This window comes from Nonomuraea sp. 10N515B (assembly GCF_052245915.1).
GTDB lineage: Bacteria > Actinomycetota > Actinomycetes > Streptosporangiales > Streptosporangiaceae > Nonomuraea.
The window spans coordinates 130882-154492 of record NZ_JBQQBQ010000014.1 but is presented as its reverse complement, the minus strand read 5'-3'; the positions used below and the strand labels follow the sequence as shown (position 1 = coordinate 154492).

The 23611-nt window shown below is 68.8% G+C and carries 26 protein-coding genes; 2 read left to right on the top strand and 24 right to left on the bottom strand.

Features of this window, described 5'->3' with window-relative positions; genetic code table 11:
• Genes ACTWQA_RS23240 through ACTWQA_RS23230 form a run of 3 tightly spaced genes read right to left on the bottom strand, consistent with a single transcriptional unit; the run spans position 1 to position 3170 of the window.
• Positions 1 to 1167 (bottom strand): sensor histidine kinase, encoded by a 1167-nt coding sequence (locus ACTWQA_RS23240; RefSeq protein ID WP_443161235.1) that lies wholly within the window; start codon positions 1165 to 1167, stop codon positions 1 to 3.
• Entirely contained in the window at positions 1168 to 2277 is a 1110-nt protein-coding gene (locus tag ACTWQA_RS23235) for an ABC transporter permease (RefSeq protein WP_443161234.1), read from the bottom strand.
• On the bottom strand, positions 2274 to 3170 hold the full coding sequence (locus ACTWQA_RS23230) for an ABC transporter ATP-binding protein (protein WP_443161233.1): 897 nt from the start codon (positions 3168 to 3170) through the stop codon (positions 2274 to 2276). Before ACTWQA_RS23230 ends, ACTWQA_RS23235 begins: the two co-directional genes overlap by 4 nt.
• Positions 3171 to 3300: 130 nt before the next feature.
• Here ACTWQA_RS23230 and ACTWQA_RS23225 point away from each other — a divergent pair, with 130 nt between their 5' ends.
• On the top strand, positions 3301 to 3891 hold the full coding sequence (locus ACTWQA_RS23225) for a cob(I)yrinic acid a,c-diamide adenosyltransferase (RefSeq protein ID WP_443161232.1): 591 nt from the start codon (positions 3301 to 3303) through the stop codon (positions 3889 to 3891).
• On the opposite strand, the gene ACTWQA_RS23220 is transcribed toward ACTWQA_RS23225, so the two are convergent.
• The 19 genes from ACTWQA_RS23220 to rpmE all read right to left on the bottom strand — a co-directional run bounded on the left by ACTWQA_RS23220 (position 3888) and on the right by rpmE (position 20408).
• A complete protein-coding gene (locus tag ACTWQA_RS23220) occupies positions 3888 to 4268 on the bottom strand; it encodes a DUF2550 family protein (RefSeq protein ID WP_443161231.1) in 381 nt (126 codons plus the stop codon). The two genes, ACTWQA_RS23225 and ACTWQA_RS23220, sit on opposite strands and share 4 nt — an antisense overlap.
• 23 nt (positions 4269 to 4291) lie before the next feature.
• Positions 4292 to 4693 carry a F0F1 ATP synthase subunit epsilon gene (locus ACTWQA_RS23215; protein WP_138666580.1) on the bottom strand — a complete coding sequence of 134 codons (402 nt, stop codon included), beginning with the start codon at positions 4691 to 4693 and terminating at the stop codon, positions 4292 to 4294.
• Between the two features lie 66 nt (positions 4694 to 4759).
• Positions 4760 to 6208 (bottom strand): F0F1 ATP synthase subunit beta, encoded by a 1449-nt coding sequence (atpD, locus tag ACTWQA_RS23210; protein ID WP_443161230.1) that lies wholly within the window; start codon positions 6206 to 6208, stop codon positions 4760 to 4762.
• A gap of 1 nt (position 6209) precedes the next feature.
• Positions 6210 to 7112 carry a F0F1 ATP synthase subunit gamma gene (locus ACTWQA_RS23205; protein WP_443161229.1) on the bottom strand — a complete coding sequence of 301 codons (903 nt, stop codon included), beginning with the start codon at positions 7110 to 7112 and terminating at the stop codon, positions 6210 to 6212.
• Between the two features lie 3 nt (positions 7113 to 7115).
• A complete protein-coding gene (gene atpA, locus ACTWQA_RS23200; protein ID WP_443161228.1) occupies positions 7116 to 8765 on the bottom strand; it encodes a F0F1 ATP synthase subunit alpha in 1650 nt (549 codons plus the stop codon).
• Positions 8766 to 8789: 24 nt separating this feature from the next.
• Positions 8790 to 9599 (bottom strand): F0F1 ATP synthase subunit delta, encoded by an 810-nt coding sequence (locus ACTWQA_RS23195; protein ID WP_443161227.1) that lies wholly within the window; start codon positions 9597 to 9599, stop codon positions 8790 to 8792.
• The gene (locus ACTWQA_RS23190; RefSeq protein ID WP_443161226.1) at positions 9599 to 10159 is read right to left on the bottom strand and encodes a F0F1 ATP synthase subunit B; all 561 of its coding nucleotides are present in this window, start codon (positions 10157 to 10159) and stop codon (positions 9599 to 9601) included. The genes ACTWQA_RS23195 and ACTWQA_RS23190 overlap by 1 nt, the downstream gene beginning before the upstream one ends.
• A gap of 30 nt (positions 10160 to 10189) precedes the next feature.
• On the bottom strand, positions 10190 to 10420 hold the full coding sequence (gene atpE / locus ACTWQA_RS23185; RefSeq protein ID WP_443161225.1) for an ATP synthase F0 subunit C: 231 nt from the start codon (positions 10418 to 10420) through the stop codon (positions 10190 to 10192).
• Positions 10421 to 10491: 71 nt separating this feature from the next.
• On the bottom strand, positions 10492 to 11289 hold the full coding sequence (gene atpB, locus ACTWQA_RS23180) for a F0F1 ATP synthase subunit A (protein ID WP_443161224.1): 798 nt from the start codon (positions 11287 to 11289) through the stop codon (positions 10492 to 10494).
• Positions 11290 to 11355: 66 nt separating this feature from the next.
• On the bottom strand, positions 11356 to 11571 hold the full coding sequence (locus ACTWQA_RS23175) for an AtpZ/AtpI family protein (RefSeq protein WP_305918384.1): 216 nt from the start codon (positions 11569 to 11571) through the stop codon (positions 11356 to 11358).
• A 65-nt stretch (positions 11572 to 11636) separates the two neighbouring features.
• Positions 11637 to 12059: a hypothetical protein gene (locus ACTWQA_RS23170; protein WP_327584936.1), complete on the bottom strand. Its 423-nt coding sequence runs from the start codon at positions 12057 to 12059 to the stop codon at positions 11637 to 11639.
• Positions 12060 to 12190: 131 nt separating this feature from the next.
• Complete coding sequence (locus tag ACTWQA_RS23165; RefSeq protein ID WP_443161223.1) at positions 12191 to 13477, bottom strand: glycosyltransferase family 4 protein; 1287 nt, start codon at positions 13475 to 13477, stop codon at positions 12191 to 12193.
• A gap of 57 nt (positions 13478 to 13534) precedes the next feature.
• Positions 13535 to 14800 (bottom strand): serine hydroxymethyltransferase, encoded by a 1266-nt coding sequence (gene glyA / locus ACTWQA_RS23160; RefSeq protein WP_443161222.1) that lies wholly within the window; start codon positions 14798 to 14800, stop codon positions 13535 to 13537.
• 45 nt (positions 14801 to 14845) lie between these two features.
• Positions 14846 to 15220 (bottom strand): hypothetical protein, encoded by a 375-nt coding sequence (locus ACTWQA_RS23155; protein WP_327584938.1) that lies wholly within the window; start codon positions 15218 to 15220, stop codon positions 14846 to 14848.
• Positions 15220 to 17433, bottom strand: a complete 2214-nt coding sequence (locus tag ACTWQA_RS23150) for a hypothetical protein (protein ID WP_443161221.1) — start codon at positions 17431 to 17433, stop codon at positions 15220 to 15222. Before ACTWQA_RS23150 ends, ACTWQA_RS23155 begins: the two co-directional genes overlap by 1 nt.
• A 110-nt stretch (positions 17434 to 17543) precedes the next feature.
• Positions 17544 to 18191 carry an L-threonylcarbamoyladenylate synthase gene (locus ACTWQA_RS23145; RefSeq protein WP_305918390.1) on the bottom strand — a complete coding sequence of 216 codons (648 nt, stop codon included), beginning with the start codon at positions 18189 to 18191 and terminating at the stop codon, positions 17544 to 17546.
• A gap of 10 nt (positions 18192 to 18201) precedes the next feature.
• Positions 18202 to 19056 (bottom strand): peptide chain release factor N(5)-glutamine methyltransferase, encoded by an 855-nt coding sequence (gene prmC / locus ACTWQA_RS23140; RefSeq protein WP_305918391.1) that lies wholly within the window; start codon positions 19054 to 19056, stop codon positions 18202 to 18204.
• Entirely contained in the window at positions 19053 to 20105 is a 1053-nt protein-coding gene (gene prfA, locus ACTWQA_RS23135) for a peptide chain release factor 1 (RefSeq protein WP_305918392.1), read from the bottom strand. The genes prmC and prfA overlap by 4 nt, the downstream gene beginning before the upstream one ends.
• A gap of 84 nt (positions 20106 to 20189) precedes the next feature.
• The gene (gene rpmE, locus ACTWQA_RS23130; protein WP_305918393.1) at positions 20190 to 20408 is read right to left on the bottom strand and encodes a 50S ribosomal protein L31; all 219 of its coding nucleotides are present in this window, start codon (positions 20406 to 20408) and stop codon (positions 20190 to 20192) included.
• Positions 20409 to 20607: 199 nt separating this feature from the next.
• Here rpmE and ACTWQA_RS23125 point away from each other — a divergent pair, with 199 nt between their 5' ends.
• Entirely contained in the window at positions 20608 to 21630 is a 1023-nt protein-coding gene (locus ACTWQA_RS23125; protein ID WP_305918394.1) for a hypothetical protein, read from the top strand.
• Here ACTWQA_RS23125 and ACTWQA_RS23120 read toward each other — a convergent pair whose 3' ends face one another.
• Positions 21631 to 22266 carry a response regulator gene (locus ACTWQA_RS23120; protein ID WP_443161220.1) on the bottom strand — a complete coding sequence of 212 codons (636 nt, stop codon included), beginning with the start codon at positions 22264 to 22266 and terminating at the stop codon, positions 21631 to 21633. It lies immediately after the preceding gene.
• 10 nt (positions 22267 to 22276) lie between these two features.
• Positions 22277 to 23539 (bottom strand): sensor histidine kinase, encoded by a 1263-nt coding sequence (locus tag ACTWQA_RS23115; RefSeq protein WP_443161219.1) that lies wholly within the window; start codon positions 23537 to 23539, stop codon positions 22277 to 22279.
• Positions 23540 to 23611 lie beyond the last annotated feature (72 nt).

Sequence of the window (23611 nt, the reverse complement as noted above, 5' to 3'; positions counted from 1 at the left end):
CTACCCACGCAGCGGCAATGACACGACCGCCGTGAGCAGGAACTCTCCGTCGCCCGTCGGATGGGCGGCCAGCTTGCCGCCCACGGCGGCCACCCGCTCCCCCATGCCCGTCAGGCCGGTCCCCAGGTCATCGGCCTGCCGCCGGGCCACGCCGTCGTTGCGTACGCGCAGCTCCGCCTCGTCCTCGGTGAAGCGGATGGTGATGTCGCAGAACGTCGCGGTGCTGTGCTTGAGCACGTTCGTGGCCGCCTCGCGCACCACGTAGGCGAAGACGGGGGCCACACCATCGGGCAGATCGCGGTAGGGCAGGTGCACCTCGCAGCGGACACCGGCCGCTTCGAGCACGCCCTTCACGCTGTTCAGCTCGGCGGCCAGGTCGAGCTCGCGGTAGCCGCGTACGGCCTCGCGCAGCTCGCGGAGCGCCGTCCTGGTCAACGCGTTGATCTCGGCCATCTCGGCCTTGGCCGCCGCCGGTTCGGCGTCGGACAGGCGGACGGCCAGCTCGGTCTTGACCGCTATGGCCGACAGCTGATGCCCCACGAGATCGTGCAGGTCCCTGGCGAAGCGCAGCCGCTCCTCGGCCAGCGCGAGCCGCGTGTGCGCCTCACGGCCCTCGTGGGCCTGCACGGCCAGCCTCCAGATCCACACCCACATCCGGCCGGACGGCGGGAGTATCACGCACCAGATCCCGTACAGCAGAACGTAGTAGATCAGTGTCCCGAGGACAGGAACGTCGAGGGCCATGACGCTCACCCCCGTCGCCACGCCGAGCATGCCCAGCGCGACGCACGCCACGAGCGTCCCGAGCGACTGGAGGAGGACCGTCCGTCTGGAGACCCCGAGCGTCGCGAGATACAGCCAGCACATGGGCGCGAACCCGAAGCCGAACGGGTCGGCTCCGCCCACGCCGGCCGCGATCAACGCGAGGACCGCCGCCCACGCCACCTGCTTGGTGGGATAGCGGCGGTCCAGCACGGCGTCGATGATGCGCCGGCCCAGCCAGGTGAAGCAGACCGTGGCGATCAGCGCGGGCACGAGACGCCACCACTGGAGCTTCCCTTCGCCGACGCCGGCGAGGACCCCGGCCGCGATGAGGAACCACATGAGGGCGAGGCCCAGAACCAGCGTCACCCAGGTGAGGCGCCGTGCCCGCGCGATCTCGTCCATCTACCGGGCGCGCAATACGTCGCCGAGCTTCACCCGGGCGCCCGTCCGCAGCACGGCCCGCTCGTACACCTTGGCGCCGAAGGCCAGCACCGCCACCACCGCCACGACCATGCCGGCCATGGAGAGCCCCACCTGCCACAGCGGCACCTCGGTCGCCGCCATCCGCACCGGCATGACCATCGAGGAGAACGGCGGCACGTACGACACGACCGTGGCCAGCGTGCCGGTGGGCTCGTTGGTGGCGTAGAAGGCCACGAAGTACGTCACCATGATCAGCATGGTCAGCGGCGTCATCACGGAGTTGACCTCCTCCTGACGCGAGACCAGCGAGGCGAACGCGGCCGCCAGCGTGGCGAAGAAGGCATACCCGAGCACGAACCAGACCAGCACCCCGGCCACCAGCCCTGGGACGCCGGGCGGGAAGTCGGAGGCGACCCCGGAGACAGTGGCCGCGCCGAGGCCGACGGCCAGGATCGTGACCAGGTTGATCAGGCCGAGCGCGCCCAGCCCGAGGATCTTGCCGCCGAGCAGCTGCCACGGCCGCAGCGTGGAGAGCAGGATCTCCACGATCCTGCTGCCCTTCTCCTCCACCACGCCCATGGCGACCATCATGGCCTGGCCGATGAGCATCATGAAGAGCACGATCACGAGCACGACCGCGATCCCGGTGCGCGCGGACTGGTAGCGGGTGTCGGCGCCCACGGACTCCATCTGCAGCGGCGGGATCGACACGCCGACCGAGCCGAGCCGCACCTCGCGGTTGACGCTCTGCAGGAGCACGACGACCTCGTCATCGATCTCGCCGTCCGTGAGCACCTTCGTGCCGTTGACCAGCACCGCGTCCACGTCCCCGTCGAGCACGGCACGCTTGGCCGCCGCCTCGTCCGGGAACGTGCGCCACTCGAACTTCGCCTCCGGCGCGGCCGCCTGCAGCGGCAGCTGCTGGGAGTTGACGGTGCCGAGGGTGTAGGAGTCGGGGCGGTCCAGCACCTTCGGCGCGAAGGACACCGCCGCCACCAGCACGGCCGTGATGATGAGGCCGATGACGAACGCCTTCGTGCGGATCTGCGTCACGACCTCGCGGCGGGCGACCAGCATCAGTCCGTTCACGTCACGGCCTCCTTGAAGATCTCGGTGAGAGTCGGCTGCTCGACGCCGAAGTGCTCGACGTGCCCGGCCTTGACGGCGCGGCGCAGGATCTCCTGGTCGTCGCCGTCCGCCATACGCAGGATGTGCCGGTCGCCGTTCACAGTTACCGTGCCCGGCAGGCCGTCCGCCCAGCCAGGGGTGGGGTCGCGGACGACCACGCGCAGCGTTCTGCCCTCGGCGGCCCGCAGGTCGCCCACCGTGCCGGTGGCGACCATCCGGCCGGCCGAGACGATGCCGACCGAGTCGCACAGCCGCTCGACGAGCTCCAGCTGGTGGCTGGAGAAGATCACCGGCACGCCTCCTCTGCACCGCTCTTGTAAGGCCGTGGCCAGCGCATCCACCGCGATCGGGTCGAGCCCGGAGAACGGCTCGTCCAGCACCAGCACCTCGGGGTCGTGCACCAGCGCCACGGCCAGCTGCACGCGCTGCTGGTTGCCCAGCGAGAGCGCCTGCACCGCATCGTTCCTGCGCTCAGCCACCCCGAGCCGCTCCAGCAGGTCGTCGGTGGCCTTCTTGGCGGCCTCCGCGCTCAGGCCGTGCAGGCGCCCGAAATACTCGATCTGCTCGGCCACCCGCATCTTCTGGTACAGGCCGCGCTCCTCCGGCATGTAGCCGAAGCGCCGCCGCCCGTCGTAGTCGAGCGGCTTGCCCTGCCAGCTCACCGCGCCGGAGTCGGCCTGGAGCACGCCCATGACGATGCGCATCGTCGTCGTCTTGCCTGCGCCGTTCGCGCCGACGAACCCGAACATCTCTCCCGGCCGCACGGCGAAGCTGATCCCATCCAGGGCGACCTTGCCGCCGGGGGCGTCGGGGCCGCCCGCGAAGCGCTTGCGCAGCTCGCTGATCTCGAGCATCAGGTCCTCTCCTTCGTCATGGATCCATGGTGGCGTTTGCGCGGTTCGCCCTGGTAGTCGCGGAAATCACGGGCCGGATGTGGATCTGGCGTCCGATCCGGATGACATTTGTCATGAGTACGCTGAAGCCATGACGCGCGCCGACAAGGACAAGCCGGTGGTCCTCTCCCGCATCTACACCCGCACCGGCGACGACGGCACCACTGCGCTGAGCGACATGAGCCGTGCTTCGAAGACCGATCCCCGGCTGGCCGCCTACGCCGACGTGGAGGAGGCCAACGCCCACCTGGGCGTTGCGATGTCGCACGGGACGCTGCCCGCCGATCTGGTGGAGGTCCTGGTCCGGATCCAGAACGAGCTGTTCGACCTGGGGGCCGACCTGGCCACGCCGGTCGTCGACGACCCGGAGTTCCCGCCGCTGCGGGTGGAGCAGCCGTACATCGACCGGCTGGAAGAGCAGTGCGACCGCTTCAACGCCGACCTCAAGCCGCTGCGCAGCTTCATCCTGCCCGGCGGGGATCCGGCCACCGCGGCGCTGCACGTGGCGCGGGTCACCGTCCGCAGGGCCGAGCGTTCGGCCTGGGCGGCGCTGCAGGTGCACGACGACATGAACGTGCTGACGGCGAAATACCTCAACCGCCTGTCGGACCTGCTGTTCATCGCGTGCCGAGTCGCGCACGCGGGCAACGAGATCCTCTGGAAGCCCGGAGGGACGCGCTAAGCCACATCCAAATACGCGCTGGGCGGTGCGGACTCGAGCCAGGCCAGGAAGCCCGTCAGCGCGTCCGCGCTCATCGCGAGCGACACATCCTGCGTGCTCCCCCCGAAGTCCACCGCATAGAGCCCGTCGCCGAGCTCGCGACGGGCGGATACAACAAGGCCGCGCCTCGCAATCGCGTGGCGCGGCCTCAGTCGGACGCCCAGGAGGGGAATCCAATGGAGCTCCCCGTCGGCATAGCGGGCCACCCCGCTGCGCCAGGCGCGGTCCCCTACGCGAAGGCGACAGGGTACGCTCCCGCGCGAGCGGACCAGCATGAGAGCGCGCAACACCACGAGGGCGGCGAGCAGCACCAGGAAAGTCACAACCGTCGCTACCATGCCGCCCCCTGAAACGTGTTCTGCTATACCTCTTCGCCTGCGGCGCGCAGCCGGGCCCTGGCTCGCTTGGCCTCGATTGCCGCGTCGGCGTCTTCCTGGTTGGCCTCGATCGAGGCCTGGGCCCGGTCGAGAGCGTCACGGGCAGCCGCGACGTCGACCTCGGAACCGAGCTCGGCCACCTCGGCGAGCACGGAGACCTCGTTGTCGGCCACGGAGATGAATCCGCCGTGGACCGCCGCCACGAGATCGCCCTCGCCTTCCCGCTTGACGCGCAGCACGCCGCCCTCGACGAGGACGCCGAGAACAGGTGCGTGTTGCGGCATAATACCGATCTCGCCGTCCACGGTCTTGGCAATCACCATGTCGGCCTCGCCCGACCAGATCTCACGCTCGGGTGAGACAACCCCTACGCGTAGCTTCGCCACTTTGTGTAGGTCCTTTCCGATCAGATGATGGCGCGGCTGCGAAACCGCGCCACCACCGTGGGGCGATTAGCGACGCTCGAGTTCCTTGGCCTTCGCGATGGCCTGGTCGATGCCGCCGACCATGAAGAACGCCTGCTCGGGCAGGTGGTCGTACTCACCCGCGCAGAGGCCCTTGAAGGAGGCGATGGTCTCGTCGAGCGGCACGGTCTCGCCCGGCTGGCCGGTGAAGGCCTCGGCCGCGTACATCGGGTGCGACAGGAAGCGCTCGATGCGGCGGGCCCGCTGGACGGTGACCTTGTCCTCCTCGGAGAGCTCGTCGATACCGAGGATCGCGATGATGTCCTGGAGCTCCCGGTACTTCTGCAGGATCCGCTTGGTCTCCTGGGCCACCCGGTAGTGCTCCTCGCCCACGATCTGGGGGTCGAGGATCCGGGAGGAGGAGTCGAGCGGGTCCACCGCCGGGTAGATGCCCTTCTCCGAGATCGGCCGGGACAGAACGGTCTGCGCGTCGAGGTGCGCGAACGCGTTGTGCGGGGCCGGGTCGGTGATGTCGTCCGCGGGCACGTAGATCGCCTGCATGGAGGTGATCGAGTGACCACGCGTCGAGGTGATGCGCTCCTGGAGCACACCCATCTCGTCGGCCAGCGTGGGCTGGTAACCCACGGCGGACGGCATACGGCCGAGCAGCGTGGAGACCTCGGAACCGGCCTGCGTGAAGCGGAAGATGTTGTCGATGAAGAGCAGCACGTCCTGCTTCTGCACGTCGCGGAAGTATTCCGCCATCGTCAGCGCCGACAGCGCGACCCGCAGACGCGTGCCCGGCGGCTCGTCCATCTGGCCGAAGACGAGGGCGGTGTCCTTGAGGACGTCCGCCTCCATCATCTCGAGCCAGAGGTCGTTGCCCTCACGGGTGCGCTCGCCCACACCGGCGAAGCACGAGGTGCCACCGAAGTTACGGGCGACGCGGCGGATCATCTCCTGGATCAGAACGGTCTTGCCGACGCCGGCGCCGCCGAACAGACCGATCTTCCCACCCTGCACGTAGGGGGTGAGCAGGTCGATGACCTTGATACCGGTGACCAGCAGCTCGGTGCGGGACTCGAGCTGGTCGAAGGCCGGGGACGGCCGGTGGATGCCCCAGCGCTCGTCGATCTTGAGCGATGCGGTCGGCACGTCGAGCGTCTCGCCCAGCGCGTTCCACACGTGGCCCTTGACGACGTCGCCGACCGGCACCGAGATCGGGTTGCCCGTGTCGGTCACGGCCTGGCCGCGGACCAGACCGTCGGTGGGCTGCATGGAGATGCAGCGGACGAGGTTGTCACCCAGGTGCTGGGCGACCTCGAGCGTCAGGGTCTTGGTCTCGCCGCCGAGGGCCACCCCGACCTTGAGCGCGTTATAGATGTCGGGCATCGCCTCGACGGGGAACTCCACGTCGACGACGGCGCCGGTGACACGTGCCACGCGGCCGGTGCCGGCCGCCGCGGCCTCTACAGTTTCAACAGCCTCTGCAGTCATTTCACTCTTTCCCCGCTGCGGCGTCAGCGAGCGCGTTGGCGCCACCGACGATCTCGCTGATTTCCTGGGTGATCTCGGCCTGGCGAGCCTGGTTCATCTGCTGGGTGAGCACCCGCATCAGCTCGTTGGCGTTGTCGGTCGCGGACTTCATCGCGCGCCGCCGCGCGGCCTCCTCAGAGGCCGCCGACTGCAGCAGCGCCGTGAAGATGCGCGACTCCACGTAGCGCGGCAGCAGCGACTCCAGCACGTCGCCCGCGGTCGGCTCGAACTCGAAGTACGGCGGGATCGCGGTGGACTCGCTCGGCTCGGTCTCCTCGACCTCCAGCGGCAGGACCCGCTTGACCACGACGTTCTGCGTGAGCATCGAGACGAACTCGGTCGAGACGATGTGGATCTCGTCGATCCCGTTGTCGTCCTTGAACGAGTCGATCAGCGTGTTGGCGATCTCCTTGGCGTCGGCGTAAGCCGGCTTGCGCGAGAACCCGACCCAGCTGCCGCCCATCTCCCGCTGGCGGAAGGTGTGCCAGGTGACACCCTTGCGCCCCGTGACGAACGGCACCACGGTCAGCCCGCGGCTCTCCAGCAGCCCGCGCAGGGCCTCGGCTTCGCGCAGCACATTGGCGTTGAAGCCGCCGCAGAACCCGCTGTCGCTGGTGACGATGAGGACGCCCGCTCTGGCGGGGTTGTCCTTCGCCACGGTCAGCGGATGGTCGACGCTGGCCGCGTTGCTGACGACGCCGGTGACGGCGCGAGTGATCTCACGCTCGTACGGCAGCGCCGCCTGCATCCGCTGCTGCGCCCTCACGATCCGTGAAGAGGCGATGAGCTCCTGGGCGCGCGTGATCTTCGCGGTCGACTTGACCGAGCTGATCCGCCGCCGCAGCAGCCTTAGCTGGGCACCCATGTCCTACTTCTTCTCCGCCGGACGGACGACCTTCTTGATCTTCTCCTGGCCGACCTCGCCGGCCTCGAGCGGCGCCACCGGCTCGTCCTTGACCAGCAGCTCACCCGAGGAGGTGGTGAAGCCCTTCTTGAACTCCGTGATGGCGTCCTTGAGAGCGGTCACCGTGTCGTCGGGCAGCTCCTTGGTCTCCCGGATGCCGTCGAGGATGCCCTTGTGCGAGGACTGCAGGTAGTCGAGGAACTCCGTCTCGAACCGGCGGACGTCCTCGACCGGCACCTCGTCGAGCTCGCCGGTGGTGCCGGACCACACCGACACGACCTGCTTCTCGACCGCGAACGGCGAGTATTGAGGCTGCTTGAGCAGCTCGACCAGGCGCTGGCCGCGGTCGAGCTGGGCGCGGGAGGCCGCGTCGAGGTCGGAGGCGAACGCGGCGAACGCCTCCAGGTCGCGATACTGGGACAGCGACAGCTTCAGCGTGCCCGCCACCTTGCGCATCGCCTTGACCTGCGCCGAGCCACCGACTCGGGAGACCGAGATACCGACGTTGATCGCCGGGCGTACGCCGGCGTTGAACAGGTCGGTCTCGAGGAAGCACTGCCCGTCGGTGATGGAGATGACGTTGGTCGGGATGAACGCCGACACGTCGTTGCCCTTGGTCTCGATGATCGGCAGGCCCGTCATCGAGCCGCCGCCCATGTCGTCCGACAGCTTGGCGCAGCGCTCCAGCAGCCTGGAGTGGAGGTAGAAGACGTCGCCGGGGAAGGCCTCGCGGCCCGGCGGGCGACGCAGCAGCAGGGACACGGCGCGGTAGGCGTCGGCCTGCTTGGTGAGGTCGTCGAAAATGATCAGAACGTGCTTGCCCTGGTACATCCAGTGCTGGCCGATGGCCGAGCCGGTGTAGGGGGCGAGGTATTTGTAGCCGGCCGGGTCGGAGGCCGGGGCGGCGACGATGGTGGTGTAATCCATCGCGCCTGCCTCCTCCAGGCGGGCCTTGACCTGCGCGATCGTCGAGCCCTTCTGGCCGATGGCGACGTAGACGCAGCGGACCTGCGCCTCGGGGTCGCCGGAGGCCCAGGCCTCGCGCTGGTTGAGGATGGTATCCACGGCGATCGCGGTCTTGCCGGTGCCACGGTCACCGATGATCAGCTGGCGCTGGCCGCGGCCGATCGGCGTCATGGCGTCGATCGCCTTGATGCCGGTCTGCAGCGGCTGCTTCACCGGCTGCCGCTGGACGACCGAGGGGGCCTGGAGCTCGAGGGCACGCGTGCCCTCGGACTCGATGGCGCCCTTGCCGTCGAGCGGGTTGCCGAGGGGGTCGACCACGCGGCCGAGGAAGTTGTCGCCGACGGGCACGGACAGGACCTCGCCCGTCCTGCGGACCGTCTGGCCCTCCTCGATGCCGCTGAACTCGCCCAGGACCACGACACCGATCTCGCGGGTGTCGAGGTTAAGTGCCAGGCCGCGCGTGCCGTTCTCGAACTCGAGCAGCTCGTTCGCCATCGCCGAGGGAAGGCCGGAGACATGGGCAATGCCGTCGCCGGCGTCGACGACGGTCCCGATCTCCTCGCGCGCGGCGCCTTCCGGTTCGTACGCCTGGACGAAGCGCTCAAGCGCGTCCCGGATCTCGTCCGGCCGGATCGTAAGCTCCGCCATCTCTACTCTGTCTCCCTATTCGCCTTAGCCGGCCAACCGGCGGCGGACTTCTTCGATTCGTCCCACAATGGTGGTGTCGATGATCTCGTCGCCGATGCGGACCGAGAACCCACCGAGCACTCGCTTGTCCACCTCGACATTCAGGTGCACGTCGCGGCCGTATGAGGTGCGCAGCCACGCCGTCAGGCGGCGCTTCTGCTCCTCGGTCAGCTCGACGGCGCTGCGCACCACCGCCACAAGGCGCTGGCGCTGCGCGGACACGAGCTGACCGACCTCTTCCAGGCCTGTTTCCAGGCTACGCCCTCGCGGGTGCGCAACCAGCTGCGAGATGAGGCGCAGGCTGGTCGGAGCGACCTTGTCGCCGAGCAGGTCGCGCAGCAGCTGCCGCTTGCCCTCCTCGGGCGCCGCCGGATCGGTCAGCGCGAGACGCAGGTCGGCATTGGCGGCGACGATGCGGCCGAAGCGGAAGAGCTCGTCCTCCACCTCGTCGAGCCTGGACTGGCTCTCGGCCTCCGCCGCCGCGGCGACGATGCCGAGCCGTTCGAGCACGTCGGGCAGGTCACCCGCGCGCGACCACTTGGCCGAGACCGCGGCCTCGACGGTGTCCAGCGTGGCCTGGGCGACCTTGCCGGTGAGCAGCGCGCCCACCGTGCCCGTCTTCTGCTCGGCGAACCTGGCAGGGTCGGACAGGGCCCGGCGCAGGCCGTGCTCACGGTCGAGCAGATCCGCGACCGCGAACAGCTCGTCGGAGAGCGCACCGAGGTCGGCACTGCCGGCGACGGCGTTGAACCGCTCCTCGACCTCGGCCAGCGACGTCCTGCTCAGACCACGCATCAGCGCACCGCCTGCGCGCTGCCGGCTTCCAGCTCGTCCAGGAACCGGTCCACGATGCGGCTCTGGCGGACCTCGTCCGTCAGAGACTCGCCGACGATGCGGCCGGCCAGGTCGGTCGACAGACGGCCGATCTCGGCGCGGAGCTGCGCGAACGCCGCCTGGCGGTCGGCCTCGATCTGCGCGTGCGCGGCCTCGACGAGGCGGCGGGCCTCGGCCTGCGCCTCCTCGCGGAGCTCGGCCTTGATCTGCGCGGCCTGCTCGCGAGCCTCCTCGCGCAGCCTGGCCGCGTCCCGACGGGCCTCCTCCAGCTGCTCGGCGTAACGCCGCTGCAGAGCCTGGGCCTCGGCCTGGGCTTCCTCAGCCCTCTTGATGCCGCCCTCGATCGCGTCGGTCCGCTCGGCCAGCGTCTTCTGGATACGCGGGATGAGCATCCTGCCAACGACGAAGAAGACGACGGCGAACGCGAAGATGCCGACGACGAGCTCGTACGTGTGCGGGATGAGCGGGTTGGAGGCGTGCTCTTCCGGCGCGGCGAGAAGCTTAGCTGCCATGTACGTCATGAGTGCAGCCTTTCGTCAGAAGGCGATCTATCAGATGGCCTGGAAGATGAACGGCGCGACCAGACCGATCAGGGCGAGGGCCTCGGTAAGAACGAAGCCGAGGAGCATGTTCTGGCGGATCAGGCCGTAGGCCTCGGGCTGGCGCGCAATGGCCTGCACGCCCTGACCGAAGATGATGCCGACGCCGATGCCGGGGCCGATGGCGGCGAGACCGTAACCGATGGCGGTGACGTTGCCGGAGACCTCAGCGAGAATGCCCATTGCTGTTATTCCTTTACTGGACGGCCGGCGACTCGGGTGTCACCGGTCATGGATATTCCGGTATGTGGTTCTCAGTGCTCCGCGTGCAGCGAGCCGCCGATGTACATCGCGGCCAGCATCGCGAACAGGAAGGCCTGCAGGAACTGGATGAACATCTCGAAGCCGGTGAGGATGATGGTCATGATCACACCGACGACACCCACGGGTGCGCCGAGCGGCGAGAGCTGCTCGAAGAGGAACCAGAAGCCGACCATGCTGAAGAACGCCAGCAGCATGTGGCCGGCGAACATGTTGGCGAACAGTCGGACCGCGTGCGTGAACGGCGCGATGATCAGGTTGGACAGGAACTCGATCGGCGACAGCAGCACGTAGATCGGCTTCGGCAGCCCCGGCGGGAACATCATGTTCTTGAAGTAGCCCCACGGCCCCTGGTGCTTCATGCCCAGGTAGACCTTGAGCACGTAGATCGAGAGCGCCAGCACGGCCGGGAAGGCGATGTGCGAGGCCACCGGGAACTGGAGCACCGGGATGACGCCCATGAGGTTCCAGACGAGGACCATGAAGAAGAGCGTCACCAGCAGGCCCATCCACCGGTCGGCGTCCTTGCCCAGGAAGGGCCGGGCGACCTGGTCGCGGACGAACATGTAGCCGTACTCGACGACGTTCTGCACACCCCTTGGGACGACCTTGGGGTTGGCGAAGGCTGCCCAGCACAGGCCGATCACGAACACCGCGCTCAGCAGCGCGAGCAGAACCGGCTTCGTGAACCATTCGACCCCGGGAATGATGGGCGGCAGGTTGAACAGCTCTTCAGGCGTAGGCGCCCCGAACTGGTCGGCTGGTGGAGCGAGGAGCGTCAGCGCACTCACGCGGCGTTCCCTTCAACGTCGTAGTAGTTCACAAGGGTTTCCTCAGCGAAGCGATCGCTGCGTCGGCTAGCGACCGAACTTCCGGTAGACCAGATAGCCACCGAGCACGACCCCCAGGACGACGCCTATGGGGAAGAACGCGGACATGTCCAACCAGCGGTCCAGCAACCAGCCGAGACCGCCGTAGAAGACCATCCCCGCGAGCAGATAGCTGGGGACCGACCACATGGCATCGGCGAAGTCGCGACCGTCTTCTTCCGGTCGGCGTTCCTGTGCGCTCATCGCGGCCCTGACGATAGCAGGCGAGTAGAGGACTAGTCATATCGGACCCTGCCCGTACACCAGCCTCATGAGTCGCCCTTTCCGGGGACTCGGGCCTCAGGGTCGACGTAAAGCATCTTGGTCTTCATGAAGGCGCGCACTTCGAAGCCGGTCCACACGAGCGTGCAGATCACGACCGACCAGGCGAACGCCAGCGTGTTCCAGACCGTGGTGTCGCGGAACGCGGTCAGCACGATCATGATGACGACGACCTTGACGAGATAGCTCACCATCGCCGCGATCGCCATCATCTGGGGAGACACCCGTGCGGCATAGGACACCGCTACCACACTGATGCTGAAGAAAACCCCGACCAGCAAGGTGCCGAGCGCGGCGCCCAGAGCTCCCTTGCCGCCTGCCATCAGGAGCGAGACAACCACGGCGACCACCCCGACCGTCAGGGTCGGAATCGCGGCGCTCTTGAGTACGCGCACGTCGTTGGCCTGCATTGGTGCTCCATCAGCGTGTTATCAAGCGAGCGTTTGCTACCCCCAGAGCATCTGCCTCTGAAGGCCCCTGCTCGTGAAAGATATCACAAGCTCACGGAAGACCGCTTTTACCTGCCGTTTCTAGTTCGCGATCAAGAACGACTAGGAAAGGCTGGAATGACCGGATTTCCCTCGGCCGACGCACGTTCGCGCGAAGGGCCGTCCCCCGGCGGCATCCGTCGTCTGACCTCGGGCTCCGGCGGAATCGGCGGCATGGGCCCGGTGGGCGGGCCGTCGTCGTCGGGCTGCTTGCCACGCGAGGCGGCGTGCGTGCCGCCTCTGCCCCGCCAGCGCGGCAGGGCCATCAGCACGAGCACGGCCAGGGCGAGCAGGATGACCACGGGGAACAGCAGCACCGGCACGCCGATCGTGGACATGCCCACGATGCCGAAGGCGAACAGGAACGCCCACGCGTACATGATCAGCACGGACCTGCGGTGCGAATGGCCGATGTCCATGAGCCGGTGGTGCAGGTGACCGCGGTCGGGCGCGAACGGCGACAGGCCACGTGAGGTGCGCCGCACCACGGCGGTGATCAGGTCGACCAGCGGCAGGATCAGCACGGCGGCCGGCAGGAGCAGCGGTAGCAGCACCGGCACCTTGTTCATGCCCTCGATGATCCCGGGGTCGACCGGCGTCACGGTGACGATGGAGGAGGCGAGCACGAGCCCGATCAGCATGGCCCCGGTGTCGCCCATGAAGATCTTCGCCGGGTGGAAGTTGTGCGGCAGGAACCCCAGGCAGGTGCCGATGAGGATGGCCGCGATGGCCGCCGTGGTGGTGATGCGGCCGCCGCTGATGTTCTCGGCGAGGAAGATCGAGTAGGCCCAGGTGGCCATGCCGGCGATGCAGACGATCCCGGCCGCCAGGCCGTCGAGCCCGTCGACGAAGTTGACCGCGTTGATGGTCACCACCACGACCATGATGGTGATCACGGTGCTGAGGGTGTAGTCAAGGCTGGTGGAGCCGCCCCAGTCCTGCGGCAGCGGGATGTAGAGCAGCCGAAGGTCGAAGAAGACCAGCACACCTGCCGCCGCGATCTGCCCGCCGAGCTTGATGAAGGCGTCCATGCCCCACCAGTCGTCCAGGAACCCGGTGATCGTGATCAGCCCGCCGGCCACGATCAGCGCCGTCACCGCGTCGGCCTCGGTGTGCGTCAGCGCCTTGCCCGTGTGCGTGAGCTGACTGGCCACCAGCAGGCCCACGACCAGGCCGCCGTACATCGCCAGACCGCCCAGTCTGGGCGTCGGCGTGGTGTGCACGTCACGCGCGCGAACCTCCGGCATGGCGCCGATGCGGATGGCGAAGCGGCGCACCAGCGGAACCAGCAGATAGGTCACGGCTGCCGAGATGAGCGCCATGAACAGGTATTCGCGCACGGACCTAGTTTCCCGGATGCTCCGGCCGACTGTGACCGGAAAACAACACAGACCAGCTTAATATTCGCTGAGATATGGCCGATGGATGGCCAGAAGCGCCGCAATTCTTTCCCTGACCTCGCCCGCGCTCCCCGGATGGCGCACGGCCCTGGTCACCAGCGTCCCCACCTCCTTGAGCTCTTGGGGCCCCATCCCCTGCGTGGTGACACACGGTGTGCCCACCCGGATACCTGACGTGATGGACGCCGGTTCGGGATCGTACGGGATCACGTTGCGGTTGAGTGTGATCCCCGCCGCCGCGCACCGCTGCTCCGCTTCGGCGCCTGACACTCCCATGTCACGCAGGTCGATCAGCGCCAGGTGCGTGTCCGTGCCGCCGGAGACGGCCCGCATCCCCTCCCCGGTCAGTGACTCGGCCAGGGCCCGGGCGTTCACGATCACTTTGTTGACGTAGTCGGCGAACTCCGGCCGCATCGCCTCCCCGAACGCCACCGCCTTGGCCGCCACCACGTGCATCAGCGGCCCGCCCTGGACGAACGGGAACACCGCCCGGTCGATCTTCTTGGCCAGTTCCTCCGTGCACAGGATGGCCCCGCCCCGCGGCCCCCGCAGCGCCTTGTGGGTGGTGAACGTCACGACATCCGCGTACGGCACCGCCGAGGGGATCGCGCCACCCGCCATCAACCCGATCGGATGCGCCACGTCGGCCATCAGCCACGCCCCCACCTCGTCGGCGATGCCGCGGAAGGCCCCGTAGTCGATCAGCCTGGGGTACGACGTCGCCCCACACACGATCAGCTTCGGCTGGTGCCGCAGCGCCAGATCCCTGACCTCGTCGTAGTCGATGAGTTCGGTGTCGCGGCGCACGCCGTACGACACGACGTCGAACCATCTTCCCGAAAAGTTCACCTTCGAGCCGTGGGTGAGGTGGCCGCCGTGCGGCAGCGCCATGGCCAGCATCGTGTCGCCGGGCTGCAGGAGCGCGGCGTAGGCGGCCAGGTTGGCGGAGGCGCCCGAGTGCGGCTGGACGTTGGCGTGCTCGGCGTTGAAGAGTTTCTTCGCGCGTTGGATCGCCAGCCGCTCGGCCCGGTCGACGACCTCGCAGCCGCCGTAGTAGCGGCGGCCTGGGTAGCCCTCGGCGTACTTGTTGGTGAGCGTGGAACCCAGGGCGGCCAGGACGGCGGGCGAGGTGAAGTTCTCGCTCGCGATCAGCTGGAGCCCGCCACGCACGCGGTCGAGCTCGTCGAGCAGCACCTGCGCGAGCTCGGGATCCTGCTTCTGCAACAGCCCGAAATCCGGGCCGTAATAGGGTGGCGTACCCATTTCCCCAATGTACGCCCTGATGTCCGGTTCGCCCACAAGGTGGGGTTACCCGGGGTAGCGCGGCATGACTGCCGAGGACGGCAGCCACTGTGGAGTGTCCGCCGCGCGGTCACTGATCGCCGTCAGCACCGCATGGCGGTAGGCCGCCAGCCTGGTGCGCCATTCGCGGATGTCCTGGACGTAGCGCTCGCCCACCGGCGCGTCCCATGTCTGGGGGCTCCTGGCCAGGCTGTAGGCCTTGTCGAGGGCCGTTTTGAGCGCATTCAGCTGGGGCATGACGGCGTTCCATGCGTCGACCAGCCGCTCGTACTCGGGATTGTAGCGATGAGCGCCCGGCGGGGTCGCCAGCGATCCGGTGGTCTCCTCCGGAGGTCGGGACTTGTTGGTCCAGGCCTCGGGGGCAGGTGGATCGACGTACATCAGGAGCTCCTTTCCGGCGTGCCGGGATCGACCGCACCCGGCGGGCCGTCCGGGCGGATGTCCTCAGGCGCCCACTCGCCTCTGCCGTACTCGCCGGGCGGGATCTGCACAGAGGGCATCTCCTGCGGCTGGATGTCGCGGTGGTTCTCGATCACCGTCCTGAGGGCTTCGGGGTTGAGTGGGGGGACGTCTATGGAGACCACGTCGCTGTCGTCGCTCGCCCACGCCTCGACCCCCGACCGGCTCTCGCCCTCGCCGCCTGCCTCGGCGACGGCCGCCACGCCGTGCCCACCCGCCGACGTCGCACCGTCGGCGTCGGCGCGCCGGTCACCGTATGCGTCGGCCACCGCGCCACCGTGCACGCCCTCCGGCCCACCGCTGTAGATGTCGTCCGGCATGGTGCCGTGAGTGCCGCTCGGCGTGGTGCCACCGGCATCGGGCCGCATGTCCGGTGTCGTGGTGCGGGGCTCATCGGCTGTCCCCGCGCCGGGGGCGTCGCCGGCGGCTCCCGTGTTCGCGCCGGCATCGCCGGCGGGTGGCGTGGGCGGGATCCGTACGCCGGTGTCGCTGTCCGACGAGGTGTCGCCCGGCGTCGCGCCGGTGCCGGGCGTCGTCCCGGTGCCGCCTGGTGTGCCATCGGCGTCCCCTGGCCGTGTGCCCGTGTCTCTGGGCGTGGTGTCCTTGCCCTCGGGCGTGGTGCCCGTGCCATCCGGCGTGGTGCCCTTGCCGTCGGGCGTGGTGCCCATGGCGGAGTCGCAGGCATCGTCGGCTTGCGAGGCCGAGGAGGGATCATCGATCGGCGTGATGCCCACCGAACCGTACCCGTCCGCCGGATAGGCGCCCGTCGTGCCGCCGCCTGTGCCGGGCGGCCCTGAGCCGCCTGCGCCCGATGTGGCCGTCGGGCCGGTGCCGTCCGAGGCAGATGATGTCGGCGGGAGGGTCACCTGGTCGCCAGCGGCCGTGGTCGGCCCGCCCGGGGCGATGGAGCCCGGGTCCCCGTCCGGGCGGATGTCGCGTTCGGCCCACTGGCCCTTGCCGTACTCACCCACCGGAACCTCCACCCCCGGCATGTCCAGGGGTGGGATGTCGCGGTGGTTCTCGATCACCGTCTTCAGCGCGTCCAGGTTGGGCGGGGTGGCGTCGGCGGAGACGACGTCGCTGCCGTCGTTGGCCCAGGCGTTGACGTTCGAGGCGGCGGTGGCGTCGGCCGGCATCTTCGGCATTTCGGCCGGCTGGACCTTGTCGGTGTTCTCCAGCAGGTCTTCTATCTGCTCGGCCGTGGGCGGGTCGAGCGGGATCTGCAGGACCTTGACGCCGTCCACCACCACGACGTGCGGCTTGGTGGCATCGGTGTCGTCGGGGTGGTCCTTGGCCGGGGTGTCCGCCGCGGCACCCGTGTCCGTCCCACCGCCGTCTGCCTCAGTCCCGCGCTCGCGCCGACTGTCCAGATCGTCATTCTTGGGCTGATCGGCGGGCTGTTCACCGGTATTTCCGCCAGTGCCGGCGTCCCCACCGGTGCCAGCGTCCCCGCCAGTGCCGACGTCCCCACCGGTGCCACCGTCCCCTCCAGTGCCTACGCCTCCGTCGCTCCTGGAGTCCACGTCAGCGCCGGTGTCCTTGCCCGTCCCCGTGTCCTTGCCGATCCCAGTGTCGTCGGCGTCGTCGCACGTCTTCCCGTCGGAGCCGGTCTCCCCATCCGAGCCCGTCCTGCCGTCGGTATCCGTCTTGCCGTCCGAACCCGTCTTACCGTCGGCATCGGTCTTGCCGTCCGAACCCGTCTTACCGTCGGCGTCCGTCTTCCCGTCCGACCCGGTCCTGGGTTCCTCGCCCGTTTTGACGTCATCGTCCTTGGGGGTCACCTCGTCGGGCTTCTCACCGGCTCGCGGATTTTCGTACCTGTCCTGCTCCCCGCGCACGTCCTTGGGCTCGTCGTCGTCCGTGGCCCCGCCCCCGGACCGAGGTGCGTCCCCTGTCCCCCGCGGCTCGTCGACCCGTTTCTCCAGGACCTCGAGCCGCTTGTTCACATCCCTGACCATCTCCTCGGCCGCGTCGGCGATCTGGACGGGACGGTGCGTGGTCTGGGCCGACAGCCCGGCCCGGTTCAACTCGAGCCTGACCCGATCCTCGGCCGTACGCATCTGCGTGGCCGCGTGTTTCACCTCGGACAGCAGATCACGGACCAGCTTGGGATCCATGCCGTCGAACTTGCCCATGAACCACTCCCCGGACCAATAGCCGCTCCGGGCCTCACCGTAATCTTGGGAGGAGCGCGGCCGCAGCCGGGATAAGCAGACGGTATACGTCTGCCTGCCGGGTCAACCGATCAGTCGTCAGTGGCGACGTAGCCGATGATGCCGCGAAGCTTCTCCACCGGGATCGCGCCGCGGCGCAACATCCTGGGCACGGCCGTGGTCAGGTCGAGGATGGTGGATGGCGTGTTGTCGGTGGTCTTGCCGCCGTCGAGGTAGACCGCGATCGACTCACCGAGCTGCTCCTCGGCCTCCTCAGCCGTGGTGGCGGCCGGGGCGCCGGAGCGGTTGGCGCTGGAGACCGCCATGGGCCCGGTCTCCTTGAGCAGCTCGAGCGCGACCGAGTCGAGCGGCATGCGCACGGCCACCGTGCCCTTGGTGTCCCCCAGGTCCCAGGAAAGGGCCCTGTTGGCCTTGCAGACGAGCGTGAGCGGCCCAGGCCAGAAGGCGTCTATCAGGTCCTGGCCATAGGCTCCCATGTCGTCTATGAGCGCTGTGGCGGCTCTGACGGTGCCGACGAGAACGGGCGGCGGCATGTCACGGCCGCGCCCCTTCGCGTCCAGCAGCGCGGTCACCGCCGACGGCGTGAACGCGTCGGCGCCGATGCCGTAGACGGTGTCGGTCGGCAGCACCACGAGCTCGCCCCTGCGCACGGCGGCGGCGGCCTCCTGCAGGCCCTCGGCCCGCTGCTCGGGGTCTGAGCAGTCAAAACGTCTTCCCACGGCAAGAATCCTATTCCTGGCCCAGCCTTGCGGTGACGAAACGATCTCTTCTCGTGAGGTCCTGGCGAAGCCGCACGTCGCGCCAGCCGTTGTCCTCGGGGAAAGTCAGATAGACGGCCCTGCCCTGCTCGTCGGCGTGCTCGACGGCGACCCAGCCACCGGGTCGCAGCAGGCGGCGGGCGGTGCGCTCGACCGCGCGCACCTCGCCGAGCCCGTCGTCGCCGGAGCCGTAGAGCGCCCGCGTGGGATCGTAGTCGCGCACCTCGGGGTCGCGCGGGATCCCGCCGGGCGGGATGTAGGGCGGGTTGGAGATCACCAGGTCGACCTTGCCGTTGAGCTCGGGCAGCGCCTCGGCGAGATCCTCGGGGTGGAGGTGCGTACGGCCCTGGCCGTGCTCGGAGATGTTGCGCTTGGCCCACGTGTACGCCGCGGGGTCGACCTCCACGGCGTGGACCTCGGCCAGCGCCACCTCCTGGGCGATCGAGAGCGCGATCGCGCCGGACCCGGTGCCGAGGTCGACCACGAGCGGAGCGGTCACGTCCATCTCGCGCAGTGTCTCGATCGCCCAGCCGGCCATCACCTCGGTCTCCGGCCGCGGCACGAACACGCCGGGCCCGACCGAGAGCTCCAGGTAGCGGAAGTAGGCGTGCCCGGTGATGTGCTGCAGCGGCTCCCGGGCCGCGCGCCTGGCCACGCCCTCCCAGAACAACGCGTCGAAGTCGCCGTCCTTGACCGTGTGGAGCTCGCTCCTGCGCACGCCGTGGACGAAGGCCGCGATCTCCTCCGCGTCGGTGCGCGGTGAGGGCACGCCTGCCTCGGCCAGTCGCGCGGTGGCGAGGGCGATCTCGTCCAGCAGAAATGTCATGAGTGTTGTGCGAGCTTCTCCGCCATCTCGGCGTCGATGAGGGCCTGCGTCACGGCATTGAGCTCGCCGTCGAGAACCTGGTCGAGGTTGTACGCCTTGAAGCCGACGCGGTGGTCGGAAATGCGGTTTTCCGGAAAGTTGTAGGTGCGGACGCGCTCCGATCTGTCGACCGTGCGCACCTGGGACTTGCGCTCCGCCTGCGCGGCGGCGTCGGCCTCCTCCTGCGCCATGACCAGCAGCCGGGCCCGCAGGATGCGCAGCGCCGACTCCTTGTTCTGCAGCTGGCTCTTCTCGTTCTGGCAGGAGACGACCACGCCGGTGGGCAGGTGGGTGATGCGGACCGCGGAGTCGGTGGTGTTGACGCTCTGGCCGCCGGGGCCGCTGGAGCGGTAAACGTCGATGCGCAGGTCGTTGGGGTCGATCTGGACGTCGACGTCCTCCGCCTCCGGGTAGACGAGCACGCCCGCGGCGCTGGTGTGGATGCGGCCCTGTGACTCGGTGACCGGCACCCGCTGCACGCGGTGCACGCCGCCTTCGAACTTGAGCCTGGACCACACGCCTTCGTCGCCCTTGGCCTTGATGCCGACCGTCACGTCCTTGTATCCGCCCAGGTCGGACGGCTGGGAGTCGATGACCTCGGTCTTCCAGCCGAGACGCTCGGCGTAGCGCAGGTACATCCGCAGCAGGTCGCCCGCGAACAGCGCGGACTCCTCGCCGCCCTCGCCCGCCTTGATCTCCATGATGATGTCCTTGTCATCGTTGGGATCACGCGGGATGAGCAGGTGTTTGAGCCGCTCCTCCAGCTGGGGGACGCGCCCTTCGAGCTCGGCGGCCTCCGCCGCGAACGACTCGTCCTCGCCGGCCAGCTCCTTGGCGGCGGTCAGGTCCTCGCGGACGGACTCCAGCTCGCGGTAGGTGCCGACGATCGGCGTGAGCTGGGAGTAGCGCCTGCCGAGGGTGCGGGCCTTGCTCTGGTCAGCGTGCACGGCGGGGTCGGCGAGCTGCAGCTCCAGCTCGGAATACTCCTTGAGCAACTCGTCGAGGTTCACCGTGCGTCCTTCAGTCGTTTCGGGTTCTTCACCAACAACGCCGACCCGGCGCTCGCGCGAGCGTCCGGGCCGGCGTGAGTGAAGCTACTTGCCCGTGGCCTTCTTGCCGAAGCGCTTCTCGAAGCGCGCCACCCGGCCGCCGGTGTCGAGGATCTTCTGCTTGCCGGTGTAGAACGGGTGGCAGGCAGAGCACACGTCGGCGTGGATCACGCCGTTCTTGGCGGTGCTGCGCGTGGTGAACGTGTTGCCGCAGGAGCAGGTCACCTGCGTCACGTTGTAGTCAGGGTGGATGTCGGGCTTCATCGCTGTCCTTTCGGGGCGCGGCCGCCGGGTCGCCTTCATGCATGGCGGGAACCGGAACCGCAAAATGGTCAGCTACCAGTGTGCCAGATCGTCCAACCATCCCAGGCCATCGGACATTCCCCGCGATCTACGCAGCAGAGGTCCGAATGTCACATTAGGCTCCCTGCCACCATCCCTCACTTTGGTAAGGATCCCAGGCATGAAGAGAAGGGTGCGATCGCTGCTCGCGATCGCCATGGGGGCCGCCGTTCTCCTCGCGGGCACCGGTGTGAGCGCCGCCGCCACGATGGCCGACGACTTCACGGGGGACGCCTCCGCGAGCGCGTCCATCCCGCTCCAGAACGACGTCGAAGGCGTCGTGACGCTCACGCTCAAGGAGCCGTCCAAGGTCTCCGGCGTCACCGGCTCCATCGAACCGCCGGGCAAGGCGGCGAAGACGGTGACGTTCGACTTCAGGACGGGCGACACCGCGGCGACGCAGAAGCTCACCGGCAAGTGGCCGATCAGCAAGGACGACCCGGCCGGCGAGTGGAAACTGAGCGTCGTCGTCACCCGCGACACCGGCGCCAACACCACGCCGTTCGTGGTCAAGGTCTCCGGCAAGCAGGGGATCACCGGCGCGAAGGTCAGCCCGAACCCCGTCCAGCTCGTCAAGGGCAAGGACGTCCAGGTCTCGGTGGAGGCGTCGGTGAAGGACGCGACGACGGTGTCGGCCAAGCTCGTCAGCGACGCGGGCGGCGAGTTCTACGACCTGGGCGACCTGGCGAAGGAAGCGGACGGACGCTACCGCGGGAGCACGTACTTCGCCGACGACAGCACCCCCGGCGACTGGACTCTCGAGGTGTACGCGCACAAGGGCGGGGAGACGCTCAAGGGCGTGGCGGCGTTCACGGTCGTGGCGCCCGAGGGCGGCGCGTCCAAGAAGGCCAAGTCGCGGGTCACGATCGCCGCGCCGAACAAGGTGACCAAGGGCAAGACGTTCAAGGTGTACGGCAAGGTCTACCGCGGCACGAAGGCGTACAAGGGCAAGATCGTGGAGGTGTACTTCAAGGCCAAGGGCACCAAGACGTACAAGCTCATGGGCTTCGCCAAGGCCACCTCGACCGGCAAGTACGCCAAAACGTACACGGCGAAGAAGGACGGATACTTCCGGGTCAGGGTGCCCGGCACGAAGACGACGCGGAGCTCGCTGTCGCCGCAGGAGTTCGTGGACGTCAGGTAACTAGCGGCCGAGATAGGTCAGCACGGCCAGCACACGCCGATGGTCCTCGGGCGCCGGCCCGAGGGCCAGCTTGGTGAAGATGCCGGAAATGTGCTTCTCCACCGCGCCTTCGGTGACGACGAGGCGGGCGGCGATGGCGGTGTTGGAGCGGCCCTCGGCCATCAGGGCGAGGACCTCGCGCTCGCGGGGGGAGAGCGTGTCGAGCGGGGCGCCGCGGCGCTGGCGGCTGAGCAACTGCACGACCACCTCGGGGTCGATGACAGTGCCGCCCGCCGCTACCTGCCGCACCGCCTCCAGGAACTCGGCCACGTCGGCCACCCGCTCCTTCAGCAGGTAGCCGACGGCCCTGCCGATGAGGTCGCCCGCGTAGCGCTCCTCGACATACTGCGACAGGACCAGGATGGGGAAGTCCGGGCGGGCCTGGCGGACCCGCAGCGCCGCCCGCAGGCCCTCGTCGGTGTGCGTGGGCGGCATGCGCACGTCGACGATCGCCAGGTCGGGGTCGTGCTCCAGCACCGCCGCCTCCAGCGCGGGCCCGTCGGAGACGCTCGCCACGGTCTCGATGCCACCGTCGGCGAGCAACCGGGCCAACCCTTCCCGCAGCAGTACGGAATCCTCGGCGATGACCACGCGCATGGCCACATGACTACCACTCGCAGGGCAGCTCCGCACGCACGATCGTGGGCCCGCCGATGGGGCTGTGCACGACAAGCACGCCATCGATGGTGGCCGCCCGGTCGGCCAGTCCCGACAGCCCGCCGCCGGGGGTGACGACGGCGCCGCCGACCCCGTTGTCCCACACGTCGACGATCACTCCGCGACGGTCCCTGAACACCGCCACCGACGCCTCCGTCGCGGCCGCGTGCTTGGCCATGTTGGCCAGCGACTCCGCGACGATGAAGTACGCGATGCTCTCCACCGCGGCCGGTGGCCGCTCCTCCAGCTCGACCGACACGTCCACGCGGATGGGCGCTCGCGCGGCCAGCCCGGACAGGGCCGCGTCCAGCCCGCGGTCGCTCAGGATGGCCGGATGGATGCCCCTGGCCAGGTTGCGCAGCTCGGCGATGGCGGCCTTGGTGCCCGCGTGCGCCTGCGCGATGAGCATCCTGGCCTCCTCGGGCTCGGCGTCGAACTTGGCCTGCGCCCGCCCCAGGTCCACCGCGACGGACAGCAGCCGCTGCTGCGCGCCGTCGTGCAGATCGCGCTCGATCCTGCGCCGCTCCGTCTCGGCCGCGTCGATGCCCCGGGCGCGGCTGGCCCGCAGCCGCTCCTCCTCGCTGCCGCCGAGCAGCACCACGGCGAGGGTCCCGTGCAGCCAGGCCATCCCCCGCACGAGGTACGCGGTCAGCACGAGCAGCACGACGCCGAAGAACGTGGCCACCCAGGCGGCCGTCCATTCCTCGATGAAGTAATCGCCTGCCCCCATCGCCTCATCGATCGCCAGGATGAAGGGCGCGAGCAGCAAACCGCCCGTGGCGATCCACAACGCGGCCGACGCCACCGCCTCCACCAGCCCGAGCGGCAGCAGCATCAGCAGATAGCCCAGGTCCTTCCAGGTCGCCGGATCCGTCACCAGCCAGCGGATGTGCGCGCCCAGCCCGCGCTCGGGACGGCTCCGGTACGGGTCGGGAATCCTGACCCCCAGCGCCGCTCCGAGCATCCTGCGCTCCAGCATCGCCCCGCCGCGCCACATCAGCATGGTCGCCATCGCGAGGGGCACGCCGACCCAGAGGACCGTGAGCGAGAGCGAGGTCGGCACCGCCAGCGATAACACGATGAACCAGCCGAGCCCGAACGCCACGCTGACCAGCAAGTACGGTGCCGCACGCCACGTCATCGGATCAACCAGGACCCCCAGCGGGCCCTTCGGCCCGAACGGCACGCGGTCTTTCAACGCCACCGATCGCATGCCCCAAGACTGCCCGCCGGAGCGGCGCGCGTGAATGTGGCTGCCGTCCGGCCCGAGGTAGGGCTACCCCCA